We start from the raw sequence: 22,369 nt of genomic DNA, 5'->3' as shown, positions 1-22,369 counted from the left end.
CTTTTTGTCTAGCTCCAGCGCCTATCCCCTCGAGTCACTTCACCATTTCACATGAAGTCAAAAAGCGACTTCAAGTGAAATGCTTCCAGTGCTTGTCGGGGATGACCATGGCGCTTGCGCTTTTCTACTTGTCTAGCTCCAGGTGCCATCGGCTCGAGGTCATAAGCCAAACCGACGAGAAGGTTAAAGAACAATCTTCTCGTCGGCTCGTCTTATGCTTGTCGCCGATAAACGGGCACCTTGCGCTTTTCTTCCTACTTCGCCATTTTTTCTAGGTTACCGTTTTTATCCATCTTGAATGCTGTGGTCGGGCTTTGTTCTTCTTCAATTAAAACTAGTTTTCTTGCGCGATTCATGATTTTCATGAGTGTGTCGTAATCTTCTTGTATTGAAATAGAACTTTGCTGTAGTTTTGAAATGTTTTCTGAAAATGTTTTATTTTGTTTAGACATTTCTTCATTTTCTTGTCGTAATCTTTCATTTTCTTTACGTAGAAAATCGATATTACTAGTGTTTTGTTGTAATGATTGTAAGAAAGAGACCACCTGATCGAGTGTAACGTCCTTATTACTTTCTATAGCATTTATACCTAAGTCTTTAATAGAAGGAACAGTCGGTTTATATAATAGAGTCTTTTTAACCTGTTGGTGTTTTCCTAAAGAGCGTTGCCGTTGCTTACGTTGCTTTCTTGCTAACTCTAGCGCTTTCTGATAGTTGTTACGTACTACTGCATTCCAACGAAAGCCACATGCTGCCGATGTGCGGTTTAATTTGTCTCCAACCTCTTCAAAGGCATTTAACTGTGTACTACCTTCACGAACATGCCTTAGTATTGTTTCAGCTAATAATAAATCATCTTCTTCTGTCCATGCATCCTGTCTTTCTTTCATACTCTCAACTCCCAATTTTTATAAAATATTTTATTAATAGCATTGACAAGTTCAAATTTCTTTATACTTACTGTTTTTTATTTTGGTTGCTTTCGGGCTGTTTGCTTCTTTAGTAAGCTTTTTTCGCAATAAATGTTCCTTTACGCAAAAAGAGCTAAACACGAATATATCAAACGTTGGCCACCTTTTATTCTATAAAAATCATATTTTATACATCAGTTACTCAAATGTAAGCGAAGAAAAGCAACAAAGTTATTGCGAAGTTTTTTCTCCATAGTGCACATGTTTCTTTCCAAGTAGATTAAGATAATATCTCTGCCAAATGGTGTAATTAAAACTCAGCACTTGCATTACCAATCAATTAAATGTACAATACCCTTTAGCCATTGACGAAATGATATATATTTATATTGTTATTCATGAAGAAGGTTTTAGAAGGGGCTGTACTGTATGGCAAATGAATTTCGTATTTGTGACGATTGTCAAGCAACAAATATTAAAACATTGCTACCTCGTTTAAAGAAAATAGATCCAAATGCTAGCATAGATGTAGGCTGTCAATCCTACTGTGGACCGGGGAGAAAAAAAGCATTTGCATTTGTAAATAATCGTCCTATTTCCGCAAAGGATGAAAATGAGTTACTCGAGAAGGTAGAGAAAAAAATGAAGAAAAAGTAAGAATCACCTTTGTTTTATGAATAAGGTGATTTTTACTTTTATAACGGATTATTCCCATGTGCTTATAAATTTTTTTAGTGAGATAAATAATGATAAAATCAAGAGTTTTTTTGTCATTGATTAGGAGATATAATATAAAATATGTCAAACGAAAAGAGGGAATTGGATGACATATGCCAATGAAAAACTGACGGAGGAAAAGGTGTTTAAAGACCCTGTCCACCGATATGTCCACGTACGCGATAAGGTCATCTGGGATTTAATAGGAACTGCAGAGTTCCAGCGTTTGAGGCGAATTAAACAGTTAGGTACAACTTATTTAACTTTTCATGGTGCAGAGCATAGTAGGTTTAGTCATTCACTGGGAGTTTATGAAATTATTCGTAGAATTATAGATGACGTATTTGACGGTCGCCCAGAATGGAATAGTGAAGAGCGGCTACTCTGCTTGTGTTCGGCACTGTTACATGATTTAGGTCATGGTCCATTTTCACATTCTTTTGAAAAGGTTTTTCACCTCGATCATGAAAATTTCACCCAATTAATTATTCGTGAGGATACAGAGGTGAACCGTGTTTTGCGAAAAGTAGGCCAACATTTCCCAAAACAGGTCGCTGAAGTTATAGCAAAAACATACGAAAATAAGTTAGTAGTCGGTTTGATCTCAAGTCAAATAGATGCAGATCGTATGGATTATCTACAGCGAGATGCTTATTATACGGGCGTTAGTTATGGACACTTTGATATGGAACGAATACTTCGTGTGATGCGGCCTCGTGAAGATCAAGTAGTAATAAAACAAAGTGGTATGCATGCTGTAGAAGATTATATTATGAGTCGTTATCAAATGTATTGGCAAGTATATTTTCATCCGGTTACTCGCAGTGCTGAAGTTATTTTAACGAAGATATTGCATCGAGCTATGCACTTATACAAAGAAAACTACTCATTTAAAAGTCAACCTGTACATTTTTACTCATTGTTCGAGAATAAACTTGTGCTTGCTGACTATTTGAAATTAGACGAAGGTGTGATCTTGTACTATTTTCAGGCGTGGCAAGAGGAAGAAGATGCTATTTTATGTGATTTGTGTCAACGTTTTTTAAATCGAAATCTATTTAAGTATGTCGAGTTCAATCCATCGAATGACGAAATGACTAAATTAATTGAATTAACAAAGCTTTTTAATGAAGCAGGCATTGACCCTGAATATTATTTAGTAGTTGATTCCTCATCAGACTTACCTTATGATTTTTACCGTCCTGGTGAAGAAGAGGAAAGATTACCTATCCAATTATTAATGGCGAATGAAGAAATCCATGAGCTATCGAGAGAGTCAGCAATTGTTGAAGCGATTTCTGGAAAGCGTAGAACTGACCATAAACTTTATTTCCCTCAGGATTTGTTAGAAGATCGTTCATCCAATCCAAATATTAAGAAAAAAATAACAGAATTACTATATACGAAGGTTAAGTCATAGATGTATTTAAAGGGACGACAACATTGTCGTAAGTATATCCTATATAAATTTAGCCATTTTTCCATTTTTCCATTCTTTTTTTAAGGTGTGTTAAAAGGGCGTTAGGAGATGAACGGAATTGTTATTAGAACATGCAAAAGTTATGAAAGCATTCTCGGAAGCAGGAGAGATAGTCGGACGTAAAAAGCTTCAAAAAATGATTTTTATCGCAAAAAAAATGAAAGATCCATTTTATGAAAAATATAATTTTCATTTTTACGGACCTTATTCCGAAGAACTTACATTACGAGTTGAAGAGCTTTGTAATTTAGGTTATATACATGAAGAAATTGAGAAGAAAGCAGGATACTCCCAGTATCGATATTCACTAACTGAATCAGGAGAACAATTCTTGAATCACTATGAATTGGACATGCCTTTTTTGCAAAATTGGATCTGTAATTTAAATGAGCAAAATGCGAGATTTTTGGAGCTTGTCTCTACGATTATTTATTTTGAAGATTTAAGTAAGGATGAAGTGAAGGAAAAGGTATTCACGCTAAAAAGTAAGCAAAACTATTCAGAGGAAGAATTTGAAGAAGCAATAACATATATTGACGTCTTAAGAAAGTCAGTAACAAGCTAAGGCTGTTTTCGCATTGCTTGTTTCATGGCATTTTTGTTATTAGAAATAGTATTGACAGAGTTTATGAATAGAGCTTAAAGGAATGAGCTAATCACTCATCCCTTTAATGTCTACCTTTTATTCATCACTTAAACGTTTTCCACCAACAGCATAATGACTTTTAGTCATCTCATCTATAAATACTACAATTTTTTCAGCAGGTGCACCTGTTGTTTCGGAAACAGCAGCAGTTACTTTTTCAACAAGCTGTTTCTTTTGTTCTTCTGAACGTCCCTCAAGCATTTTGACAGTAATATATGGCATTTGATGTCTCTCCTTTTTACAGTTGTAAGGTATATTAAAATTAACATGTATGTGCATTGCAGAGGAGCTATATTCATAGTATGGACACTATCCATATGGACAGGCTTTTCAAAGTTTAGCTCAGAGGTCAAACCACTCCATGCATTAGGATTCCCCGGTTATTATGAAATGTTAAGATGTTTCCACATTTGTTTTAGCGCCTTATCTTTGGGCTCACTTTTCCCTAACATTCTAAGGTAAACAGTACACTTATGTATTAAAGTTGTAGTGCTTGTTAGAAATTCTCCGCCTTTCGTTTTAATTCTACCACGTTTAATTTAACAATTCGAATTTTCATAGTCAATTGTGTATACTATTATTGCATGTATAAAAAGTGAACAAAAAGGAGAAACAAAGTGAGCAATTTTTTAGCATTTCCTATTGAACAAATCCCATATGTAGTAATTGCTTTAGTAATAGCATTTACCTTACACGAATTTGCTCATGCTTATGTCGCATATAAATTTGGTGATATGACAGCAAAAAATCAAGGCAGACTTACACTTTCACCACTTTCACATTTGGATCCAATAGGTACTTTATTAATATTTATTGCAGGTTTTGGTTGGGCTAAGCCAGTACCCGTTAATCGTTACTTCTTTAAAAATCCTCGTTTAGCTGGTGTCTTAGTATCAATAGCTGGACCGTTAAGTAATTTGGTAATAGCTTTTGTTGGGCTATTCATTTTGAATGCTATGGTTCATTTTGGTATCATTGGCCTTTTACCAATAGGGTTTGGTGACAGCTTATATTCGTTTTTTATTATACTAATAAATTTAAATGTTCTTCTATTTGTATTTAACTTGTTACCATTTCCACCACTTGATGGGTATCGCGTCATTGAAGACTTATCACCACCTGATATTCGGGCAAAATTGACACAGTATGAAAACTATGGAGCTCTCATTTTTTTAATATTAGTTATAACACCTTTAGACAGATATACAATTCAACCGATTTTTAATACGTTTATTCCTTTTGTTAATAACATACTAGCAACCATAATGAATATTATATTTTAGTGTATTTTGCAAGTCATGTTACTACAGTGTAATGAAGTAACTTCAATATAGCAGTTTCGCAAAGGAGGAAGATATGGTATGGAAAAAGATAACAAGAAAAAAGTTGGGTTTACAATTATAAAAAAAAGTGATTCGACAGACGGCCATGGTGGGTTTGGAGTAGGTGTTTTAAGCTTAGATAATATATCGCCTGTTATTATTGATGTAGAAGAAAAATCTGCTGTTGTTGATATCGGTGCAATGCATGCTCGTAGTGATGTGGAAAGAGGGATAAAATTTCTACCAAACAGAGATGAAGTACCTAATGGAAAACTATATTGGCTCGTTTGGGTTACGATAGAACAAAATGAGGAAGGACCGTTTTATACAGGTGTAACTGCATGTGAAATGACTGTTGATCGTGACATACGCCGTGGGTATAAATCGCTCCCTGAACATGTAAATAATATGGATAAATCGCTTAAGCGCCAGATTATTGTTGAACATATGGATGTAGCTTCAAAGCAAGTGCTAGCAGAATTTTTACAAGAGCATAATATTGATATGTGGAATAGATCTGGTGAGCAGCTAAAGAATGATCTACAATCATAATGCAATTATATCCTCTTGAGTCATTACAATTTAAGATTGTTTTCTCAGCGATTGGTATTTCGTATTAAGAAGTAACACATTCTGCTAGAGTTCGTAGTTTCTTTTTCTGTTATAACGATAGCTGTTACTTACCGTATCTTCTCATCTTGATTAATAAGCACCAGATTTTATAATGATTAATTTTGATGTTTTAAACGAATCGGAGTAAACTTAGTTTTAATGTTATTCACATGTGAAAACTAGGACAAAAACCCTTAACTATGTATTATTAGTTAAGGGTTTTTTACTTATTTTAATGTCATGCTTTGCTCAATTCATGTTATATCATTGAATAAATCATGTTGTTACTTAACAACAATAAATGTAAGATCCAATATTTAATAGGTAGGCTTGTTTGTACGAGTAAGTTTGTTAGCATACTTATAATTGCTCTTTTCATAAAGATTGTTGCTATTATCAACAAATTGTACCTAAATAAATGACTTTATACGTTAGTCATCATCTTATAGAAGAAAAGATGCCATGAACTCTAGCTGTTTTTATTTCCTAAAACGGAAAACAAGAATCCAAAAAACAGCCTAATTAAACCAGTCAATAAACCGTTTAAACCAACCTTTATCTTCTATAGGTGTTTGTTTTTTATCAAGTGGTGGCTTATCTGAATGTTCATCACAATATTCCTCTGGTTCAGTTCCTTTAACATAATACATTTGTAATGTAATAGGACAATCTTTTGTTGCTAACTTTCCGTTGTCGGGGTTAATAAACACTTTTTTAAGATTCCCAGTTGTGTTTCGAAAAGTGAGCACAGGTTCCTTTGTTAATGATTGTTCCATAAAATTTGCCCATATACGTTTTGAATAAGCTCTTTCATCTACTTTGTCTATGGTGTAATCTCTGTCATAACCTGTCCAAATGCCGGTTACTATTTGTGGTGAATAACCAATCATCCAGCTATCGGTCTTTGTAGTGCCGGATTTTCCAGCATATAGCCTAGTTAAATCATTTTGAATAATGCTACCTGTTACATTCGTATAATCGTTTAATTTCTCGTCAAACATTCCTTTCATTAGCTGCGTTGTAACAAATGCTAGGTCTGGATCAAGAACTTGTTCAGATGATGGAGCCTCTTCAAAAATAACATTTCCATGATGATCAATAACCTTTGTGATGTAAGTAGGGTGTACCTGTTTTCCATTGTTAGCAATAGTAGCGTACGCTTGAACCATGTCAATCATCCTGACAGGAGAAGTACCAAGAGCTAATGACGGTACATTGTCTAGTTTGCTTGTAATCCCCAATTTATTAGCAGTTTCTACAAGAATATTATTCCCTAAATATAAATTAGTTTTTACTGCATATACATTATCGGACAGAGCCATTGCTTGTGCTAATGTAATCGTATCATCGGCGTAATAATTATTATAATTATGAGGTGTATAAGTTGCTCTTCCTTCATCAAAGATAAAGGTTGTTTGTTCACTTCGTAACTTGGTTGAGGCAGTAAAACCTTTTTCTAAAGCAGCATAATATAAAAAAGGTTTAAAAGTTGACCCTGGCTGCCTTTCTGCTTGAACAGCCCGATTAAAGGGACTTTCATCATAATCTCTTCCTCCAACCAATGCTTTTACTTCACCGGTATATTGATCCAAAGCTACGAAACTCACTTGTATATCAGATGAAGGATTAATGGTGTTAGAAATTGATTCCTCAGCTAATTTCTGTAGCTCTATATCGAGTGTTGTATAAACGTGAAGTCCGCCCATTTCAATAACCCGTTCATCAATGTTTAGTTTGTTCACTAGTTCATTCTTTACAATGTCCTGGAAATAGAGTCCTACTTCTTCATGCTTAACCTTTTGCTGTTCGACATATTGTATTTGTTGATTATAGGCTTTGCTTGCTTCATTTTCTGTAATGTAGTTGTTATTAACCATAGCATTTAATATGGTCCATTGCCGATCTTTTGCTTTTTCTTCGTTAATAAGTGGTGAATAATGTGACGGCCCTTTTGGAATACCCGCTAACATACTTGCTTCACTTAACGTTAAATCTTTAGCTGACTTCCCAAAATAGTATTGAGCAGCTGCTTCAATTCCATAAGTCCCATGTCCATAGTATATGGTATTTAAATAACCCTCTAAAATGTCATTTTTGCTATAGTTCATTTCTAAACGAATGGTATAAAGTGCTTCATGGAATTTTCTTTTCCATGTTTTATCATGCTCTAAAAATAAGTTTCTTGCATATTGTTGTGTAATTGTACTTGCTCCCTGAACCTTCGCTAAGGCTTTTATATCTGCTATCGCAGCACCTGCAATTCGTTTAAAATCAAATCCAGGGTGTGAAAAAAAACTTTGATCTTCTATAGCAATCGTTGCTGCGATTAAAGAAGGGGAAATATGATCAAGTGAAATCCAGTATCGCTTTTCTTTGCTATGGCTTTCACCTATGATGACATTGTCATTTGCATAGTAAATTGTAGATTGCGGTACAGTTAGTGGTGGGGCACCTTTAACGGTTGCATATGAAAAAAGAGAAATTAAAGTTATCGACATTAAGATTAGTAGTATAAGAGTAACAAAAATAAGAGCTCTAAAATACTTAAGTGCTTTTTTAAATCGTTGATTTGTGATGATTTCCATACTAATCACCTCATCTTTCTATCACAAAAACAGTATGGGGTGGATTTTTCTTTTTTATACCTTGCTAAAAAATTTGCTTGCAATTTTGCTAGATTCATCTATAATTTTTTTAGCTAATATCTTGCTGACGGTATAAAGTGCCTCATAAGATTTGGATGACAACATTCCACCGCTACTCGCAAGGTGTGAGCAACGGTGGTATTGCGCGTTGTGCTTTTCTTATTTACATTTCCTGATCATGTTTGGGAAAACTAATAGAAGCTTAAAGATAGAAAGGAAGAGGAACAAATGGAACTATGGTTTACAGAAAAACAAACTGCGAGTTATGGAATAACAGCGAAAATTAAGCGTACTTTACATACAGAGCAAACTGACTTTCAAAAATTAGATATGATCGAAACTGAACAATTTGGAAATATGCTCGTTCTTGATGGCATGGTTATGACAACTGAAAAGGACGAATTTGTATATCATGAAATGGTTGCCCATGTACCGTTATTTTCTCACCCTAATCCAGAAAATGTACTAGTTGTAGGCGGTGGAGATGGTGGGGTAATCCGTGAAGTTCTTAAGCACCCAAGTGTAAAAAAAGTCACTTTAGTGGAAATAGATGGTAAAGTTATTGAGTATTCAAAGAAATACTTACCGAGCATTGCCAGCCACTTTGACAATCCACGAGTAGAAGTCATAGTCGGTGATGGCTTCATGCATATTGCCGAAAGTGAAAATGAGTATGATGTTATTATGGTAGATTCAACTGAACCAGTTGGTCCTGCAGTCAATCTATTTTCAAAGGGTTTTTATGCAGGGATTTCAAAAGCCTTAAAAGAGGATGGGATCTTTGTTGCACAAACAGATAATCCATGGTTTAAGCCAGAGTTAATTGCAACTGTACAAAAAGATGTGAAAGAAATTTTCCCACTAACTCGTCTATATACTGCAAATATACCGACATATCCTAGCGGGTTATGGACATTTACATTAGGTTCAAAGAAATATGACCCACTTCAAGTAGAAGATGGTAGATTTCATGATATTGATACGAAATATTATACGCAAGAGCTTCATAAAGCAGCTTTTGTGCTTCCGAAATTTGTTAGTGACTTAACGAAGTAGTTTACAATAATGAAGTATCTTTAGAATGGGGGAAGCAAAATGCGTTTTGATGAAGCTTATTCAGGAAATGTTTTCATTAACAGCCATCCACTGCTAGAAGAAAGTGATGCTGTGATCTATGGAATGCCGATGGACTGGACAGTTAGCTTCCGACCAGGATCAAGGTTTGGTCCTGCTCGTATTCGTGAAGTGTCACTTGGGCTAGAGGAATATAGTCCGTATGTAGATAGACATTTAGATGAAGTAAAATATTATGATGCTGGAGACATTCCACTTCCATTCGGAAATCCTGCGAGAAGTCTACAAATGATTGAAGAATTTGTAACGAAAGTACTACAAGCTAATAAGTTTCCACTTGGGTTAGGTGGAGAGCATCTTGTTTCGTGGCCGGTTTTTAAAGCGATGTATAACAAATATCAGGATATGGCGATTATTCATATAGATGCACATGCTGATTTACGAGAAGAATATGAAGGTGAGCCTTTATCACACTCGACGCCAATTCGAAAAGCATGTGAACTGATTGGGGCAGAAAATGTTTATTCTTTCGGCATTCGTTCAGGAATGAAGGAAGAATTCCAATTTGCAAAGGATTCAGGCATGTATATGGCTAAATTTGATGTGGTTGAGCCTTTGAAAGAAGTATTACCTAAACTTGCTGGTCGGAATGTATATGTAACGATAGATATTGACGTCTTAGACCCTGCTCATGCTCCTGGAACAGGTACTGCTGAAGCCGGAGGAATTACTTCAAAAGAGCTCTTGGATGCCATTACACTTATTTCTAATTCTCAGCTAAATATTATTGGCGCGGATTTAGTAGAGGTAGCACCTGCGTATGATCCTACTGAACAAACACAAATTGCTGCTAGTAAATTCGTGCGTGAAATTTTACTCGGTTGGGTAAAGAAGTAATGTTTGAAAGACAGTAATTTCATATTCTACGCTATGTCATTGAATTTAAATCCATTCAAAATTTGTGTAAAAGACTGAACTATTTGTTAAAAAAGTTCAGTTTTTTCTTTAATAGCGAGATGAGGTTTGGACAGTAAAGAGCTGATTTTGGACAGTAAGGAACTGAATTCGGACAGTAAAGCATCGATTTTGGACAGTAAGGAACTGAATTCGGACAGTAAACGACTCAATTTGGACAGTAAGAGGTATAATTCGGCTAATAAAAGCAATCAGAGATATTTTAGTAAGTCAATGACCTGGTATTACTACTAATTTGAAATGATAACACTAAGATTAGCTGGAAAAGTTGATAATGGTTATTGAACAATCGGATAGAAACAGCAAATCCAAGTGAAAACTAGCAAATGTATTTGAACTTTTTTTTAAGAATCATTATACTATTTAAGTCAATAACGTACGTTTGAGGAAGTGTATATTTTGGTTCAATCAAATGGAAAAGGTATTCCAATTAAAGTTAATTTTGTTTCTGAAATAAAAGATGGCTCAAAAAGCGATCGTGTTGCTTTTACGACAAATGGTTTATACTACATAAAAGGAAAAACTACATATTTGTCTTTTAATGAAAGTGAAGCACCACATGAAATTAAAACGATTATTAAAATAAATGAACATGGTGACGTGCTGATTATGCGTAAAGGTGCCGTATCAATGAAGCAGTATTTTCAGCAACATAAGGAAACATACGGAAAATATCGAAATGAAATTGGCTTATTTGAAATGGTTACGACAACCGAACAAATAAAGTACGAGTGGACTGAAGATAAGAAAAGTGGATACTTGTTGTTAACATATTGGTTACGAATACAAGGAGAATTAGCTGGGCGGTACAATGTAACAATACAATTTAGGGAGGAACAAATATGAACATTGTTGAGCAAGTAAAGGATCGATTGAAGGATGAAATATCTGAAGCTGTCGTTAAGGCGGGGTTAGCTACAAGAGAGCAACTTCCAGAGATTATTCTAGAAATACCCAAAGAGAAGGTACACGGTGATTATTCTACAAATATGGCAATGCAGCTTGCTAGAATCGCTAAAAAAGCACCTCGAATGATTGCAGAAGAGCTAGTGAATAATTTCGACAAATCGAAGGCATCTATTGAAAAAATTGACATAGCTGGTCCAGGATTTATTAATTTTCACATGAACAACAGCTATTTAACCGAGTTAATTCCAACGATATTAAAGGCTGGTGATTCATATGGAGAGACAAATGTTGGTCGAAAAGAAACCATTCAAGTAGAGTTCGTATCAGCGAATCCAACAGGCGATCTTCATTTAGGTCATGCACGAGGCGCAGCGGTGGGTGATACATTATCTAATGTTTTGGCAAAGGCAGGATATGATGTTAGTAGAGAATATTATATAAACGATGCTGGCAACCAGATCAATAATTTAGCTTACTCTGTGGAAGCACGGTACATGCAGGCACTTGGGGTGTCGCAAGACATGCCAGAAGACGGTTATCATGGGGAAGATATTATTGGAATTGGAAAAGAGCTTGCAGAGCAACATGGTGATAAATTTGTTCATATGGATGAAAATGAACGATTTACATATTTTCGTGAGTATGGTTTACAGTTTGAGCTTAGTAAACTACAAAAGGATCTGGAAGCGTTTAGAGTTTCCTTTGACAAATGGTTCTCAGAAACTTCATTATATGAAAACGGTAAAATTGATACAGCACTTAAAACATTGCGTGAAAATGGACATGTATATGAAGAGGATGGTGCAACATGGTTCCGCTCCACAACTTTTGGTGATGACAAGGATCGCGTGTTAATCAAAAATGATGGCTCATATACGTATCTAACTCCAGATATTGCTTACCATCAAGATAAGTTGGATCGTGGTTTTGAGAAACTTATTAATATTTGGGGAGCAGATCACCACGGTTATATTCCGAGAATGAAAGCAGCTATACAAGCACTAGGGTATGAAAAAGATACACTTGAAGTAGAAATCATACAAATGGTTAACTTATTTAAAAATGGGGAAAAGGTCAAAATGAGTAAACGTACTGGTAAAGCTGTTACAATGCGAGAGCTCATTGATGAGGTTGGTCTTGACGCAGTTCGTTATTTCTTTGCGATGCGCAGTCCAGATTCACACCTTGATTTTGATCTTGATTTAGCGGTATCAAAGTCTAATGAAAATCCCGTATACTATGCCCAATATGCTCATGCACGGATTTGTAGTATGCTACGTCAAGGTGAGGAGCAAGGCTTATTAATTGATGAAGAAATAGCTTTACAACACATTACATCTGAAAAGGAAATTGACCTTCTCAAAAAGTTAGGTGAATATCCGATAGTTGTAAGTGAAGCAGCACAAAAGCGCATTCCACATCGTATAACAAATTATATTTATGATCTGTCTACAGCACTGCATAGTTTTTATAATGCTGAAAAAGTGATTAACATAGAAAATAAAGAACAAAGTAAAGCTCGCCTTGCGCTTATGAAAGCAGTACAAATAACTTTACGGAGTGCACTATCTATAGTAGGAGTTTCAGCACCTGAACAAATGTAGTTTATCGCAAGTGGTCAACGATTTTTATAGTATATTATATTTAAACGAAAGGGTAGTAAAAATACTATCCTTTCGTTTGTTTACGCTTCAGCGTTTATCTGCTGGGTTGTCTATGGATTTGTCGCTTCATCATTTCAATGAAGGCAAGAAGCGACTTCACGTGAAATGCTTCCAACGCTTGTCGGGGGAGTCATGGATGACGACATTCCACCATTGCCCACAGGACGTGGGCGGCTTTTAGGTGGAATTGGGTCGGCTTCGCTTTTCTTCCTGTCCAGCTACAGTGCCTATCCCCTCGAGGTCATAAGTCAAACCAACGAGAAGGTTAAAAAGCAACCTTCTAGCCGGCTCGCCTTATGCTTGTCGCAGATAAGCTGGCGCCTTTCGCTTTTCTTTGTCCAGCTACAGGCGCCATCGGCTCGAGGTCATAAGTCAAACCAACGAGAAGGTTAAAAAGCAACCTTCTAGCCGGCTCGCCTTATGCTTGTCGCAGATAAGCTGGCGCCTTTCGCTTTTCTTTTTGTCTAGCTCCGCCTCCCAGTCCCTCGAGGTCACTTCACCATTTCATCTGAAGGCAAAAAGCGCCTTCTTATGAAATGCTTCCAGTGCTTGTCGGGACTATGCAGTCGGCTTCGCTTTTCTTTGTCCAGCTCCGCCTCCTTACCTCTCGAGTCGCTTCACCATTTCACATGAAGTCAAAAAGCGACTTCTTGAGAAAAGCTTCCAGCACTTGTCGGGGATAAACAAGGCACTTTCGCTTTTCTTATAAAAAACCATTGATTAATGTTGAAAAAGATTCTTTACCTTGATCTAGTAACGAGCGTTTTGTAAAGTAATCAATCGTTAATGGTTCGGCAAGTTGAATGTCTTCTTTTATTGTCGTCTTCACTTGTTCATTAAATTTCTGATCATAAATGAAGCAGTTAATTTCATGATTGATAAAAAAGCTCCTTTTGTCAAAATTTGCAGTCCCGATATCACATATGTCATCATCGATTGCTACGACTTTTGCATGATAGAATCCGTTATAAAACCGAAATATATGACAACCAGCAACGAGCAATGGCTTAAAGAATGGATATGCAGCTTCTTTAACAAATGGATGATCAGCTTTCATTGGGACGAGAATATTGATGTTCACTCCTCTCTCTGCTGCAGCAAGTAATTCATTGACAATTTCTTTACCAGGAATAAAGTAGGGGGTCCCTATATAAATTTCTCTTTTAGCTTGTTTTATCATTGTAATGAAAGATTCTTTTAGAAATGCCCCATCAGAAGGTACGATACGGTGTAATACAATGGAATCTTCGTTTAACTTTATCTTCTTTGGTTCGTCTTTAAGCTTTTCTTTTGTTGCCGAATACCAATCTTTATTAAACTGTTTTTGTAAGTCAGCAACTCCTTCTCCGATAATTTTCAAATGATAATCACGCCAAAATCCCATTTTAGGATCTCTCCCTAAGTATTCTCTTCCGACGTTAAACCCACCTAGATAGCCAACTTTTCCATCTATAATTGTTATTTTTCGATGATTACGTCTATTTAGTGTATAAAAAAAGAATGGGAACTTAGGAGTGTTGCTATAAGAGAAGGAGATTCCATTTTCACGTAAAGACCGTACAATTTGTTTAGAAACTTTAAACCCACCGAGCCAGTCTACTTGTAAACGAACTTCAACGCCTTCCCTTGCCTTTTTCTTTAATAATGAAAAAAACTCGGAGCTAATCTCATCATTTTTAATAATAAAAAATAGCACATGAATGTGTGTTTCTGCGTTTCTAATGTATTGAAAATAATCATTGAAGAATTCATGACCATTTGTAAACAAGCTTAATTCACCTTGATGTAATGGATATGTTTTATCCGTTACTTTTTTCATATACTTATGTCGTCCAAGTTTTAAATCCCAACGTACCCACATAATTAAGAGTAACAACAATATTGCTAGAAAAAGAACAAATTTCATTCATTTATCCCTCCATCCAATACATCATTGTGTTATTTTTACCGATTTTAGCTGATTTTATTTTTTGCAAAAAATAATAAGAGTTCATTATTTATATAAAAAATATTGACTGAATGCTCATTCATTATATAATGGAATTATAATATTAGTCAGAAAATTAATTATTTGAGGGGAGATTACTACCGTGGAGAATCTACTTATTATTAACTTAATAGCATTCCTACTTGTAACCGCTTACGGTTTATATTTATTTGCATATCTTGTGAAAACAAGAATTGCGTATATAAAGCTAGGGAAGAAGGTTGAATTTGATAAAAAATACAAAGAACGCATGAATAAAATATGGGTAAACGTGTTTGGTCAAAAAAAATTATTGAAGGATAAAAAAAGTGGCGTAATTCATGTCATGTTCTTTTATGGTTTTATCCTCGTTCAATTTGGAGCGATTGACTTTATTTGGAAAGGATTAAAGCCGGGTTCTCATCTACCGCTAGGGCCTTTATATCCTGCGTTTACTTTTTTTCAAGAGATTGTTACTTTAGTCATTTTAGTAGCTGTTATTTGGGCATTTTATCGTCGGTATATCGAAAAGCTTGTTCGTTTAAAAAGGGGATTTAAGTCAGGTTTAGTGCTTATATTTATCGGTGGCTTAATGGTTTCAGTTCTTCTTGGTAATGGCATGGGGTTAGTATGGCATGGTGAAGAGTTATCGTGGAGTGAGCCAGTTGCTTCTTCGTTAGCATACCTTTTTGGATGGATTGGTGAAACAGCTTCAATCGTTGTCTTTTATGTGTCATGGTGGATTCATTTACTTATTTTATTAACGTTTTTAGTTTACGTACCACAATCTAAACATGCTCATCTTATTGCAGGTCCTGCCAATGTATTTTTTAATCGTTTATCAAACCCTGGAAAGCTTGAAAAGATCGATTTTGAAGATGAAACGCAAGAAACTTATGGGGTAGGGAAAATTGAAGACTTTACTCAAACACAATTAATTGATTTATACGCCTGTGTTGAGTGTGGACGCTGTACGAATATGTGTCCTGCAACAGGAACTGGAAAAATGCTCTCACCGATGGATATCATTTTAAAGCTACGAGATCATTTAACTAATAAGGGAGCAGCTATTACTTCACAGGCTCCTTGGGTACCAACATTTGCATTTTCAAATACACAAGGGAATCAATTAGCTGTATCTGGCGCTGGAAAAGGTGTGAGTGAATCTGCAGCAGCTATAGAGCTTGCATATAACCCGAGCTTAATTGGTGATGTCATTACGGAGGAGGAGCTATGGGCATGTACAACATGTAGAAACTGTGAAGATCAATGTCCTGTAATGAATGAACATGTAGATAAAATTATTGACCTTCGCCGTTATCTCGTTCTTACAGAAGGAAAAATGGATGCAGATGCTCAACGTGCAATGACGAATATCGAGCGACAAGGTAACCCATGGGGATTAAACCGTAAAGAAAAAGACAAATGGCGTGATATTCGTGAAGATGTGAATATCCCAACAGTGAAAGAAATGAAAAAATCAGGTGAACAGTTTGAATATTTATTATGGGTTGGATCGATGGGAGCATTTGATAATCGTAGCCAAAAAATAACACTATCATTCGCTAAGTTATTGAATGAAGCAGGAGTAAAATTTGCTATCCTTGGTAACAAAGAGAAAAACTCAGGTGATACGCCAAGACGCTTAGGTAACGAATTTTTATTCCAAGAACTAGCTACGAATAATATAGCTGAGCTACAAAAACATGATGTGAAGAAGATTGTAACAATCGATCCACATGCTTATAATACTTTCAAAAATGAGTATCCGGACTTCGGGTTAGAAGCTGAAGTATTCCATCATACTGAAGTTCTAGATCAATTAGTAAAAGAAGGTAAGTTAGTTCCTAAGCACGAAGTAAAAGAAACAATTACATTCCATGATTCTTGTTATTTAGGTAGATACAATGAAGTGTATGAACCACCGCGTGATATTTTAAAAGCTATTCCTGGTGTGGAGCTTATTGAGATGGAACGTAAGCGTGAAACAGGTATGTGTTGTGGAGCAGGTGGAGGACTGATGTGGATGGAAGAAACGACAGGAAACCGTGTAAATGTTGCTAGAACTGAGCAAGCATTAGCTGTGAATCCAACTGTTATTAGTTCTGGATGTCCATACTGTTTAACAATGTTAAGTGATGGAACGAAGGCAAAGGAAGTTGAAGAGCGTATTGGAACTTATGATGTAGCAGAACTTTTAGAAAAATCAGTCATTGGTAATACAGAAGAAGTAGCATCTTAATTTTAGTAATAAGAAACAGATAGAAAATTTAGTAAAGTATTTCTATTTTGACTATTTTTCAGTACAATAGAGTTATAAATTAAAGCTCTTTTCGTAAACTTTGTTGCTATTGTTATCAATTTAGTACCACAAAACTGGATTTATATTGTTTGTCATCTTTGTATAGAAGAAAAGATGCCACGAACACTAGTTGAGTAAGGTTTATTTCTTAATACGAATAACAACAATCAATGCGAAAACAGCCTAAATCAAAGTTAGTATTTTAGAGGTGTGCTTAAGTACACCTCCTTAAAATGGAGATGAGTGAGCGAGCGTTCAGTCAGCTATACAGAGCAGTTCTTTTGGCAAGCATAAGGTGCTGGCACATATTCAAGCTGTACTGAGTCGCTTCACTCTACAACTCCTAAGTGAAAAGTCGGTGCATAAAAGTAATCATAGTTGACGACATACTACCGTTGCCGACAAGACGTAGATCGGTTTTAGATAGTATGGGAAGCATTGCGCTTTACTAATTCGGCTCTTTTCGTAGCTTTGTTGCAATGATCATTCATTACGACAGCAAAGTATACTCCATATGATTGACATCTTATTAGGAAGAAAAGATACTTCGAATTCATGTAAAGACATTTTTTAACGCAAAATGAAAACGCTTACTAAATAAACCACAAGATTTATGGAGGGGATTTACATGGGGAAAACAGTTATTTTAAGTGGGGTTCGTACACCTTTTGGGAAATTTGGAGGCGGTCTAAGTTCTAAAAAAGCTGTAGATTTAGGCGCTATAGCTGTCAAGGAAGCACTAGTACGTGCGAATGTGGAAGCTACAGATGTAGATGAAGTGATTCTAGGCTCTGTGCTACAAGGGGGACAAGGTCAAATTCCTTCACGCCAAGCTTCTAAATTAGCTGGAATCCCTTGGGAGGTAAAAACTGAAACGATAAATAAAGTTTGTGCATCAGGCTTACGCAGTGTCACTTTAGCTGATCAAATTATTCGTGCTGGAGATGAAGAAGTGATCGTTGCTGGTGGGATGGAATCGATGAGTAATGCACCTTACATGATGCCAAAAGCTCGGTGGGGTATGAGAATGGGTGATGCGGACGTTAAAGATTTGATGATTCACGACGGTTTAACATGTAGCTTCACTGGAGTGCATATGGGTACATATGGAAATGGTGTAGCTGCAGAATTTGAACTTAGCAGAGAAGAGCAAGATCAATGGGCTTTCAGAAGTCATCAACGCGCTATTTCGGCAATCGAATCAAGTAAGCTTGCTGAAGAAATTGTATCTGTTGAAGTACCTCAACGTAGAGGAGAATCTATCATTGTTGAGCAAGATGAAGCACCTAGAAAAGATACATCTATCGAAAAGTTATCAACTTTAAAGCCAGTATTTGATCAAACTGGCACGATTACAGCAGGTAATGCTCCAGGTGTTAATGATGGAGCTGGAGCTCTAGTTCTTATGAGTGAAGAGAGGGCACAACGTGAAGGCAGAGAACCTCTTGCAACAATCGTTGGGCATGCAGCTATCGCTGTTGAAGCTAAAGACTTTCCGAAGACACCTGGTTTAGTCATAAATGAAATCCTTAAGAAAACTGGAAAAACAGTAGACGACATCGATTTATTTGAAATCAATGAAGCATTCGCCGCTGTGGCATTAGCAAGTGGAAAAATAGCATCACTTGACCAAGAAAAAGTGAATGTAAATGGGGGTGCAGTAGCACTTGGGCATCCAATTGGAGCTAGTGGAGCTAGGATTATTATTACACTCATTCATGAGCTAAAGCGTCGTGGAGGTGGTTTAGGAATTGCTGCTATTTGTAGCGGTGGAGGCCAAGGGGATGCAATCATGGTTGAAGTTAAATAAGGTCAATAAATGCTGTTAACTAAGCTTTAGGTATGGGGGTATAGAAATGAATATAAAAAAAGTTATGGTCATTGGAGCAGGACAGATGGGGTCTGGTATTGCTCAAGTATGTGCGACAGCAGGCTTCTCAGTCATACTCAATGATATTACAGAAGAATTTGTAAATCGCGGCTTAGCTAATATTTCGAAAAATTTATCGAGACAAGTAGAAAAAGACCGTATGTCGTTAGAACAAAAACAAACGATATTAGATCGAATTACTCCTTCAGAGCAATTACAAGATGCAAAAGACATTGATATAGTCATTGAAGCAGCAGTTGAAAATATGAAAGTGAAGACACAAATTTTTGCTGAGCTCGATCAAATTGCTCCTGAACATGCTATTTTAGCAACAAATACATCATCACTTCCAATTACTGAAATAGCTGCAGCAACGAAACGTCCAGAACAAGTGATTGGTATGCATTTTATGAATCCTGTACCAGTTATGAAGTTAGTAGAAATTATACGTGGTTTAGCTACAAACGACGAGGTGTACGAAGCCATTGAAGCGATGACACACCAACTTAATAAAGTCCCTGTAGAAGTGAATGATTTTCCAGGGTTTGTTTCAAATAGAATTCTTATGCCTATGATTAATGAGGCGATTTATACGTTATATGAAGGTGTAGCATCCGAAGAGGCAATTGACCAAGTGATGAAGTTAGGGATGAATCATCCGATGGGTCCTTTAACGCTTGCAGATTTCATTGGTTTAGATACTTGCTTGTACATTATGGAGACATTACACGAAGGGTTTGGTGATGATAAATACCGTCCATGCCCATTATTAAGAAAGTATGTGAAAGCTGGGTGGTTAGGTAAGAAAACTGGCCGTGGCTTTTATGTGTATGAGTAATTAGTGATATGGGGGAACAGAAAATGAACCTGAATTTTACAGAAGAACAAGAAATGATGCGGAAGATGGTTCAAGATTTTGCACAAGCAGAAATTACCCCGTCCATTGAACAAATGGAGCAAGGAGTATTTCCACGCCACATTATAAATAAAATGGCGGGTCTTGGTCTTATGGGGATTACTATCCCTGAGCAATATGGCGGTGCTGCAATGGATTTTACATCGTATATTATTGCCATTCATGAACTGTCTAAAGTAAGTGCAACGGTAGGAGTCATTTTATCTGTGCATACTTCTGTCGGAACAAATCCGATTCTATATTTTGGAAATGAAGAGCAAAAACAAAAATATATACCTAAGCTTGCGTCAGGGGAATATTTAGGAGCATTTTGTTTGACTGAACCGAGTGCAGGGTCTGATGCCGCTAGTTTAAAAACGAGAGCAGAAAAACATGATGATTATTATATTATAAATGGTTCGAAAATTTTTATTACAAATGGTGGGGAAGCAGACACGTATATCGTATTTGCCCGAACTAATAAAGACCATATAGGCAGTAAGGGAATTTCAGCGTTTATCGTTGACAAAGATACACCTGGTTTAATAATTGGTAAAGATGAACACAAAATGGGTTTATACGGATCGAGAACAGTTCAGCTTTCTTTTGAAGATATGAAGGTTCCTACTGAAAACTTGTTAGGTGAAGAAGGTCAAGGATTTAAGATTGCAATGGCAAACCTTGACGTAGGAAGAATTGGCATTGCTGCTCAATCACTAGGAATTGCTGAAGCAGCTTTAGAACATGCAATTGCTTATGCCAAAGAACGACAACAATTTGGCAAGCCGATAGCTGCACAGCAGGGGGTCGGATTTAAACTTGCAAATATGGCTACAAATGTTGAAGCAGCAAAACTACTAGTCTATCAAGCTGCATTTTTACGGGAAAATCAGTTGCCATGTAGCAAAGAAGCATCGATTGCTAAATTGTTCGCTTCCAAAACGGCTATGGAAAACGCAACAGAAGCCATTCAAATATTTGGCGGATATGGATATACGAAGGAGTATCCTGTCGAAAGATTATTTCGTGATGCTAAAGTAACTGAAATTTATGAGGGCACTAGTGAAATACAACGGATTGTAATTAGCAAACATTTGTAAACGTTTTCTATCTAATTTAAGGGGGATTTTGATATGCATTTCAAATTATCTGAAGAGCATGAAATGATTCGCAAAATGGTCCGAGACTTCGCAAAAAATGAGGTTGCGCCTACTGCTGCAGAGCGTGATGAAGAAGAACGATACGATCATGGCATATTTAAAAAAATGGCAGAGTTAGGTTTGACAGGTATTCCTTGGCCAGAGGAATACGGAGGAATTGGTAGCGACTATTTAGCTTATTGTATCGCGATAGAGGAGCTATCTCGGGTATGTGCATCAACAGGAGTGACATTATCTGCGCACACATCTTTAGCGGGTTGGCCAATTTTTAAGTTTGGCAATGAAGAGCAAAAACAAAAATACTTAACTCCAATGGCGCAAGGAAGTGCAGTAGGTGCTTATGGTTTAACAGAACCAGGATCTGGGTCGGATGCAGGAGGTATGAAAACAACTGCAAGACTTGATGGTGATAGCTATATACTAAACGGCTCCAAAATTTTCATAACGAATGGTGGAATAGCAGACTATTACGTTGTTTTTGCAGTAACTGATCCTTCTCATAAACATAAAGGCACGAGTGCGTTTATTGTTGAAAAAAATTTCGCTGGATTTTCTATAGGTAAGAAGGAGAGTAAGCTTGGTATTCGTTCTTCACCAACAACTGAAATAATTTTTGAGGAATGTCGTGTACCTAAGGAGAATTTATTAGGTCAAGAGGGAGACGGCTTCAAAGTTGCTATGATGACTCTTGATGGTGGGCGTAACGGCATTGCTGCTCAAGCAGTTGGTATTGCTCAAGGAGCACTTGATGCAGCGACTGAATATGCAAAGGAAAGGCATCAATTTGGTAAACCGATAGCTGCCCAGCAAGGGATAGGCTTTAAGCTAGCGGACATGGCAACAAGTGTTGAAGCGGCTAGATTATTAACTTATCAAGCTGCTTGGTTAGAGTCAGAGGGTTTACCATATGGTAAGGAGTCTGCTATGTCTAAATTATTTGCAGGTGATGCTGCTATGAAAGTGACAACGGAAGCTGTACAAGTATTTGGTGGGTATGGTTATACGAAGGAATATCCAGTTGAACGCTTTATGAGAGATGCAAAAATTACACAAATATACGAAGGAACACAAGAAATACAACGCCTTGTAATATCACGCATGTTAACGAAATGACTAATTAGGTAATTAGAAGGTTAAGACAAAATACTAATTAAGGTGTGAGTTGATTCTTCCTCACACCACCTTTTTAAATAATCGTAGTAGAGGTAGGGTATATACCCA

The 22,369-nt window shown here is 36.4% G+C and carries 18 protein-coding genes; 14 read left to right on the top strand and 4 right to left on the bottom strand.

All coding sequences use genetic code 11. The features are described 5' to 3' along the window. Nucleotides 1–254 precede the first annotated feature (254 nt). Complete coding sequence (locus tag ACSVDA_RS07925; protein WP_485882235.1) at nucleotides 255–890, bottom strand: RsfA family transcriptional regulator; 636 nt, start codon at nucleotides 888–890, stop codon at nucleotides 255–257. 450 nt (nucleotides 891–1,340) lie between these two features. Here ACSVDA_RS07925 and ACSVDA_RS07920 point away from each other — a divergent pair, with 450 nt between their 5' ends. The 3 genes from ACSVDA_RS07920 (at nucleotide 1,341) to ACSVDA_RS07910 (ending at nucleotide 3,673) form a co-directional block, all read left to right on the top strand. Next, complete coding sequence (locus ACSVDA_RS07920; protein WP_320207372.1) at nucleotides 1,341–1,568, top strand: YuzB family protein; 228 nt, start codon at nucleotides 1,341–1,343, stop codon at nucleotides 1,566–1,568. Between the two features lie 166 nt (nucleotides 1,569–1,734). Beyond that, entirely contained in the window at nucleotides 1,735–3,048 is a 1,314-nt protein-coding gene (locus tag ACSVDA_RS07915; protein ID WP_485882233.1) for an HD domain-containing protein, read from the top strand. 118 nt (nucleotides 3,049–3,166) lie between these two features. After that, complete coding sequence (locus ACSVDA_RS07910) at nucleotides 3,167–3,673, top strand: YwgA family protein (protein ID WP_485882232.1); 507 nt, start codon at nucleotides 3,167–3,169, stop codon at nucleotides 3,671–3,673. 117 nt (nucleotides 3,674–3,790) lie between these two features. On the opposite strand, the gene ACSVDA_RS07905 is transcribed toward ACSVDA_RS07910, so the two are convergent. Continuing rightward, the gene (locus ACSVDA_RS07905; RefSeq protein ID WP_485882230.1) at nucleotides 3,791–4,033 is read right to left on the bottom strand and encodes a 2-hydroxymuconate tautomerase; all 243 of its coding nucleotides are present in this window, start codon (nucleotides 4,031–4,033) and stop codon (nucleotides 3,791–3,793) included. A 338-nt stretch (nucleotides 4,034–4,371) separates the two neighbouring features. Between ACSVDA_RS07905 and ACSVDA_RS07900 the strand changes: the two genes are divergently transcribed. Both ACSVDA_RS07900 and ACSVDA_RS07895 read left to right on the top strand, forming a co-directional pair. Then, complete coding sequence (locus tag ACSVDA_RS07900) at nucleotides 4,372–5,037, top strand: site-2 protease family protein (protein WP_214480913.1); 666 nt, start codon at nucleotides 4,372–4,374, stop codon at nucleotides 5,035–5,037. Between the two features lie 78 nt (nucleotides 5,038–5,115). Beyond that, entirely contained in the window at nucleotides 5,116–5,628 is a 513-nt protein-coding gene (locus ACSVDA_RS07895) for a YwhD family protein (RefSeq protein WP_485882228.1), read from the top strand. Nucleotides 5,629–6,206: 578 nt separating this feature from the next. Here the strand turns inward: ACSVDA_RS07895 and ACSVDA_RS07890 are convergent. Further along, nucleotides 6,207–8,273 (bottom strand): transglycosylase domain-containing protein, encoded by a 2,067-nt coding sequence (locus tag ACSVDA_RS07890; RefSeq protein ID WP_485882226.1) that lies wholly within the window; start codon nucleotides 8,271–8,273, stop codon nucleotides 6,207–6,209. Between the two features lie 288 nt (nucleotides 8,274–8,561). Here ACSVDA_RS07890 and speE point away from each other — a divergent pair, with 288 nt between their 5' ends. The 4 genes from speE to argS all read left to right on the top strand — a co-directional run bounded on the left by speE (nucleotide 8,562) and on the right by argS (nucleotide 12,895). Then, a complete protein-coding gene (speE, locus tag ACSVDA_RS07885) occupies nucleotides 8,562–9,389 on the top strand; it encodes a polyamine aminopropyltransferase (protein WP_320207378.1) in 828 nt (275 codons plus the stop codon). A gap of 39 nt (nucleotides 9,390–9,428) precedes the next feature. Further along, a complete protein-coding gene (gene speB / locus ACSVDA_RS07880; protein WP_485882224.1) occupies nucleotides 9,429–10,304 on the top strand; it encodes an agmatinase in 876 nt (291 codons plus the stop codon). Between the two features lie 477 nt (nucleotides 10,305–10,781). Then, on the top strand, nucleotides 10,782–11,228 hold the full coding sequence (locus ACSVDA_RS07875; protein WP_485882223.1) for a YwiB family protein: 447 nt from the start codon (nucleotides 10,782–10,784) through the stop codon (nucleotides 11,226–11,228). After that, complete coding sequence (gene argS, locus ACSVDA_RS07870) at nucleotides 11,225–12,895, top strand: arginine--tRNA ligase (RefSeq protein WP_485882221.1); 1,671 nt, start codon at nucleotides 11,225–11,227, stop codon at nucleotides 12,893–12,895. The genes ACSVDA_RS07875 and argS overlap by 4 nt, the downstream gene beginning before the upstream one ends. 763 nt (nucleotides 12,896–13,658) lie before the next feature. On the opposite strand, the gene cls is transcribed toward argS, so the two are convergent. Further along, complete coding sequence (gene cls / locus ACSVDA_RS07865; RefSeq protein WP_485882219.1) at nucleotides 13,659–14,861, bottom strand: cardiolipin synthase; 1,203 nt, start codon at nucleotides 14,859–14,861, stop codon at nucleotides 13,659–13,661. Nucleotides 14,862–15,045: 184 nt separating this feature from the next. Here cls and ACSVDA_RS07860 point away from each other — a divergent pair, with 184 nt between their 5' ends. From ACSVDA_RS07860 to ACSVDA_RS07840, 5 genes are all read left to right on the top strand, one after another. Then, nucleotides 15,046–17,163, top strand: coding sequence for a (Fe-S)-binding protein (locus ACSVDA_RS07860; RefSeq protein ID WP_485882218.1), 2,118 nt, complete (start codon nucleotides 15,046–15,048; stop codon nucleotides 17,161–17,163). Between the two features lie 688 nt (nucleotides 17,164–17,851). Then, nucleotides 17,852–19,033, top strand: a complete 1,182-nt coding sequence (locus tag ACSVDA_RS07855) for an acetyl-CoA C-acetyltransferase (RefSeq protein WP_485882216.1) — start codon at nucleotides 17,852–17,854, stop codon at nucleotides 19,031–19,033. A gap of 46 nt (nucleotides 19,034–19,079) precedes the next feature. After that, a complete protein-coding gene (locus tag ACSVDA_RS07850) occupies nucleotides 19,080–19,931 on the top strand; it encodes a 3-hydroxybutyryl-CoA dehydrogenase (RefSeq protein WP_485882215.1) in 852 nt (283 codons plus the stop codon). A gap of 23 nt (nucleotides 19,932–19,954) precedes the next feature. Further along, nucleotides 19,955–21,088 (top strand): acyl-CoA dehydrogenase, encoded by a 1,134-nt coding sequence (locus ACSVDA_RS07845; RefSeq protein ID WP_485882213.1) that lies wholly within the window; start codon nucleotides 19,955–19,957, stop codon nucleotides 21,086–21,088. A gap of 33 nt (nucleotides 21,089–21,121) precedes the next feature. Next, nucleotides 21,122–22,261, top strand: a complete 1,140-nt coding sequence (locus ACSVDA_RS07840) for an acyl-CoA dehydrogenase (protein ID WP_485882211.1) — start codon at nucleotides 21,122–21,124, stop codon at nucleotides 22,259–22,261. Nucleotides 22,262–22,369 lie beyond the last annotated feature (108 nt).

It is taken from the genome of Cytobacillus sp. Hm23 (assembly GCF_051842895.1).
GTDB lineage: Bacteria > Bacillota > Bacilli > Bacillales > SM2101 > Nanhaiella.
Note: the sequence above shows the minus strand (reverse complement) of the source record. Positions and strands in the feature narration are given on the sequence as shown.

Excerpts from the sequence above, each read along its gene's own strand:
- ACSVDA_RS07925 (WP_485882235.1), bottom strand. The coding sequence starts at position 890 with ATGAAAGAAAGACAGGATGCATGGACAGAAGAAGATGATTTATTATTA.
- ACSVDA_RS07920 (WP_320207372.1), top strand. The coding sequence starts at position 1,341 with ATGGCAAATGAATTTCGTATTTGTGACGATTGTCAAGCAACAAATATT.
- ACSVDA_RS07915 (WP_485882233.1), top strand. The coding sequence starts at position 1,735 with ATGACATATGCCAATGAAAAACTGACGGAGGAAAAGGTGTTTAAAGAC.
- ACSVDA_RS07905 (WP_485882230.1), bottom strand. The coding sequence starts at position 4,033 with ATGCACATACATGTTAATTTTAATATACCTTACAACTGTAAAAAGGAG.
- ACSVDA_RS07895 (WP_485882228.1), top strand. The coding sequence starts at position 5,116 with ATGGAAAAAGATAACAAGAAAAAAGTTGGGTTTACAATTATAAAAAAA.
- ACSVDA_RS07890 (WP_485882226.1), bottom strand. The coding sequence starts at position 8,273 with ATGGAAATCATCACAAATCAACGATTTAAAAAAGCACTTAAGTATTTT.
- speE (WP_320207378.1), top strand. The coding sequence starts at position 8,562 with ATGGAACTATGGTTTACAGAAAAACAAACTGCGAGTTATGGAATAACA.
- speB (WP_485882224.1), top strand. The coding sequence starts at position 9,429 with ATGCGTTTTGATGAAGCTTATTCAGGAAATGTTTTCATTAACAGCCAT.
- argS (WP_485882221.1), top strand. The coding sequence starts at position 11,225 with ATGAACATTGTTGAGCAAGTAAAGGATCGATTGAAGGATGAAATATCT.
- cls (WP_485882219.1), bottom strand. The coding sequence starts at position 14,861 with ATGAAATTTGTTCTTTTTCTAGCAATATTGTTGTTACTCTTAATTATG.
- ACSVDA_RS07855 (WP_485882216.1), top strand. The coding sequence starts at position 17,852 with ATGGGGAAAACAGTTATTTTAAGTGGGGTTCGTACACCTTTTGGGAAA.
- ACSVDA_RS07850 (WP_485882215.1), top strand. The coding sequence starts at position 19,080 with ATGAATATAAAAAAAGTTATGGTCATTGGAGCAGGACAGATGGGGTCT.
- ACSVDA_RS07845 (WP_485882213.1), top strand. The coding sequence starts at position 19,955 with ATGAACCTGAATTTTACAGAAGAACAAGAAATGATGCGGAAGATGGTT.
- ACSVDA_RS07840 (WP_485882211.1), top strand. The coding sequence starts at position 21,122 with ATGCATTTCAAATTATCTGAAGAGCATGAAATGATTCGCAAAATGGTC.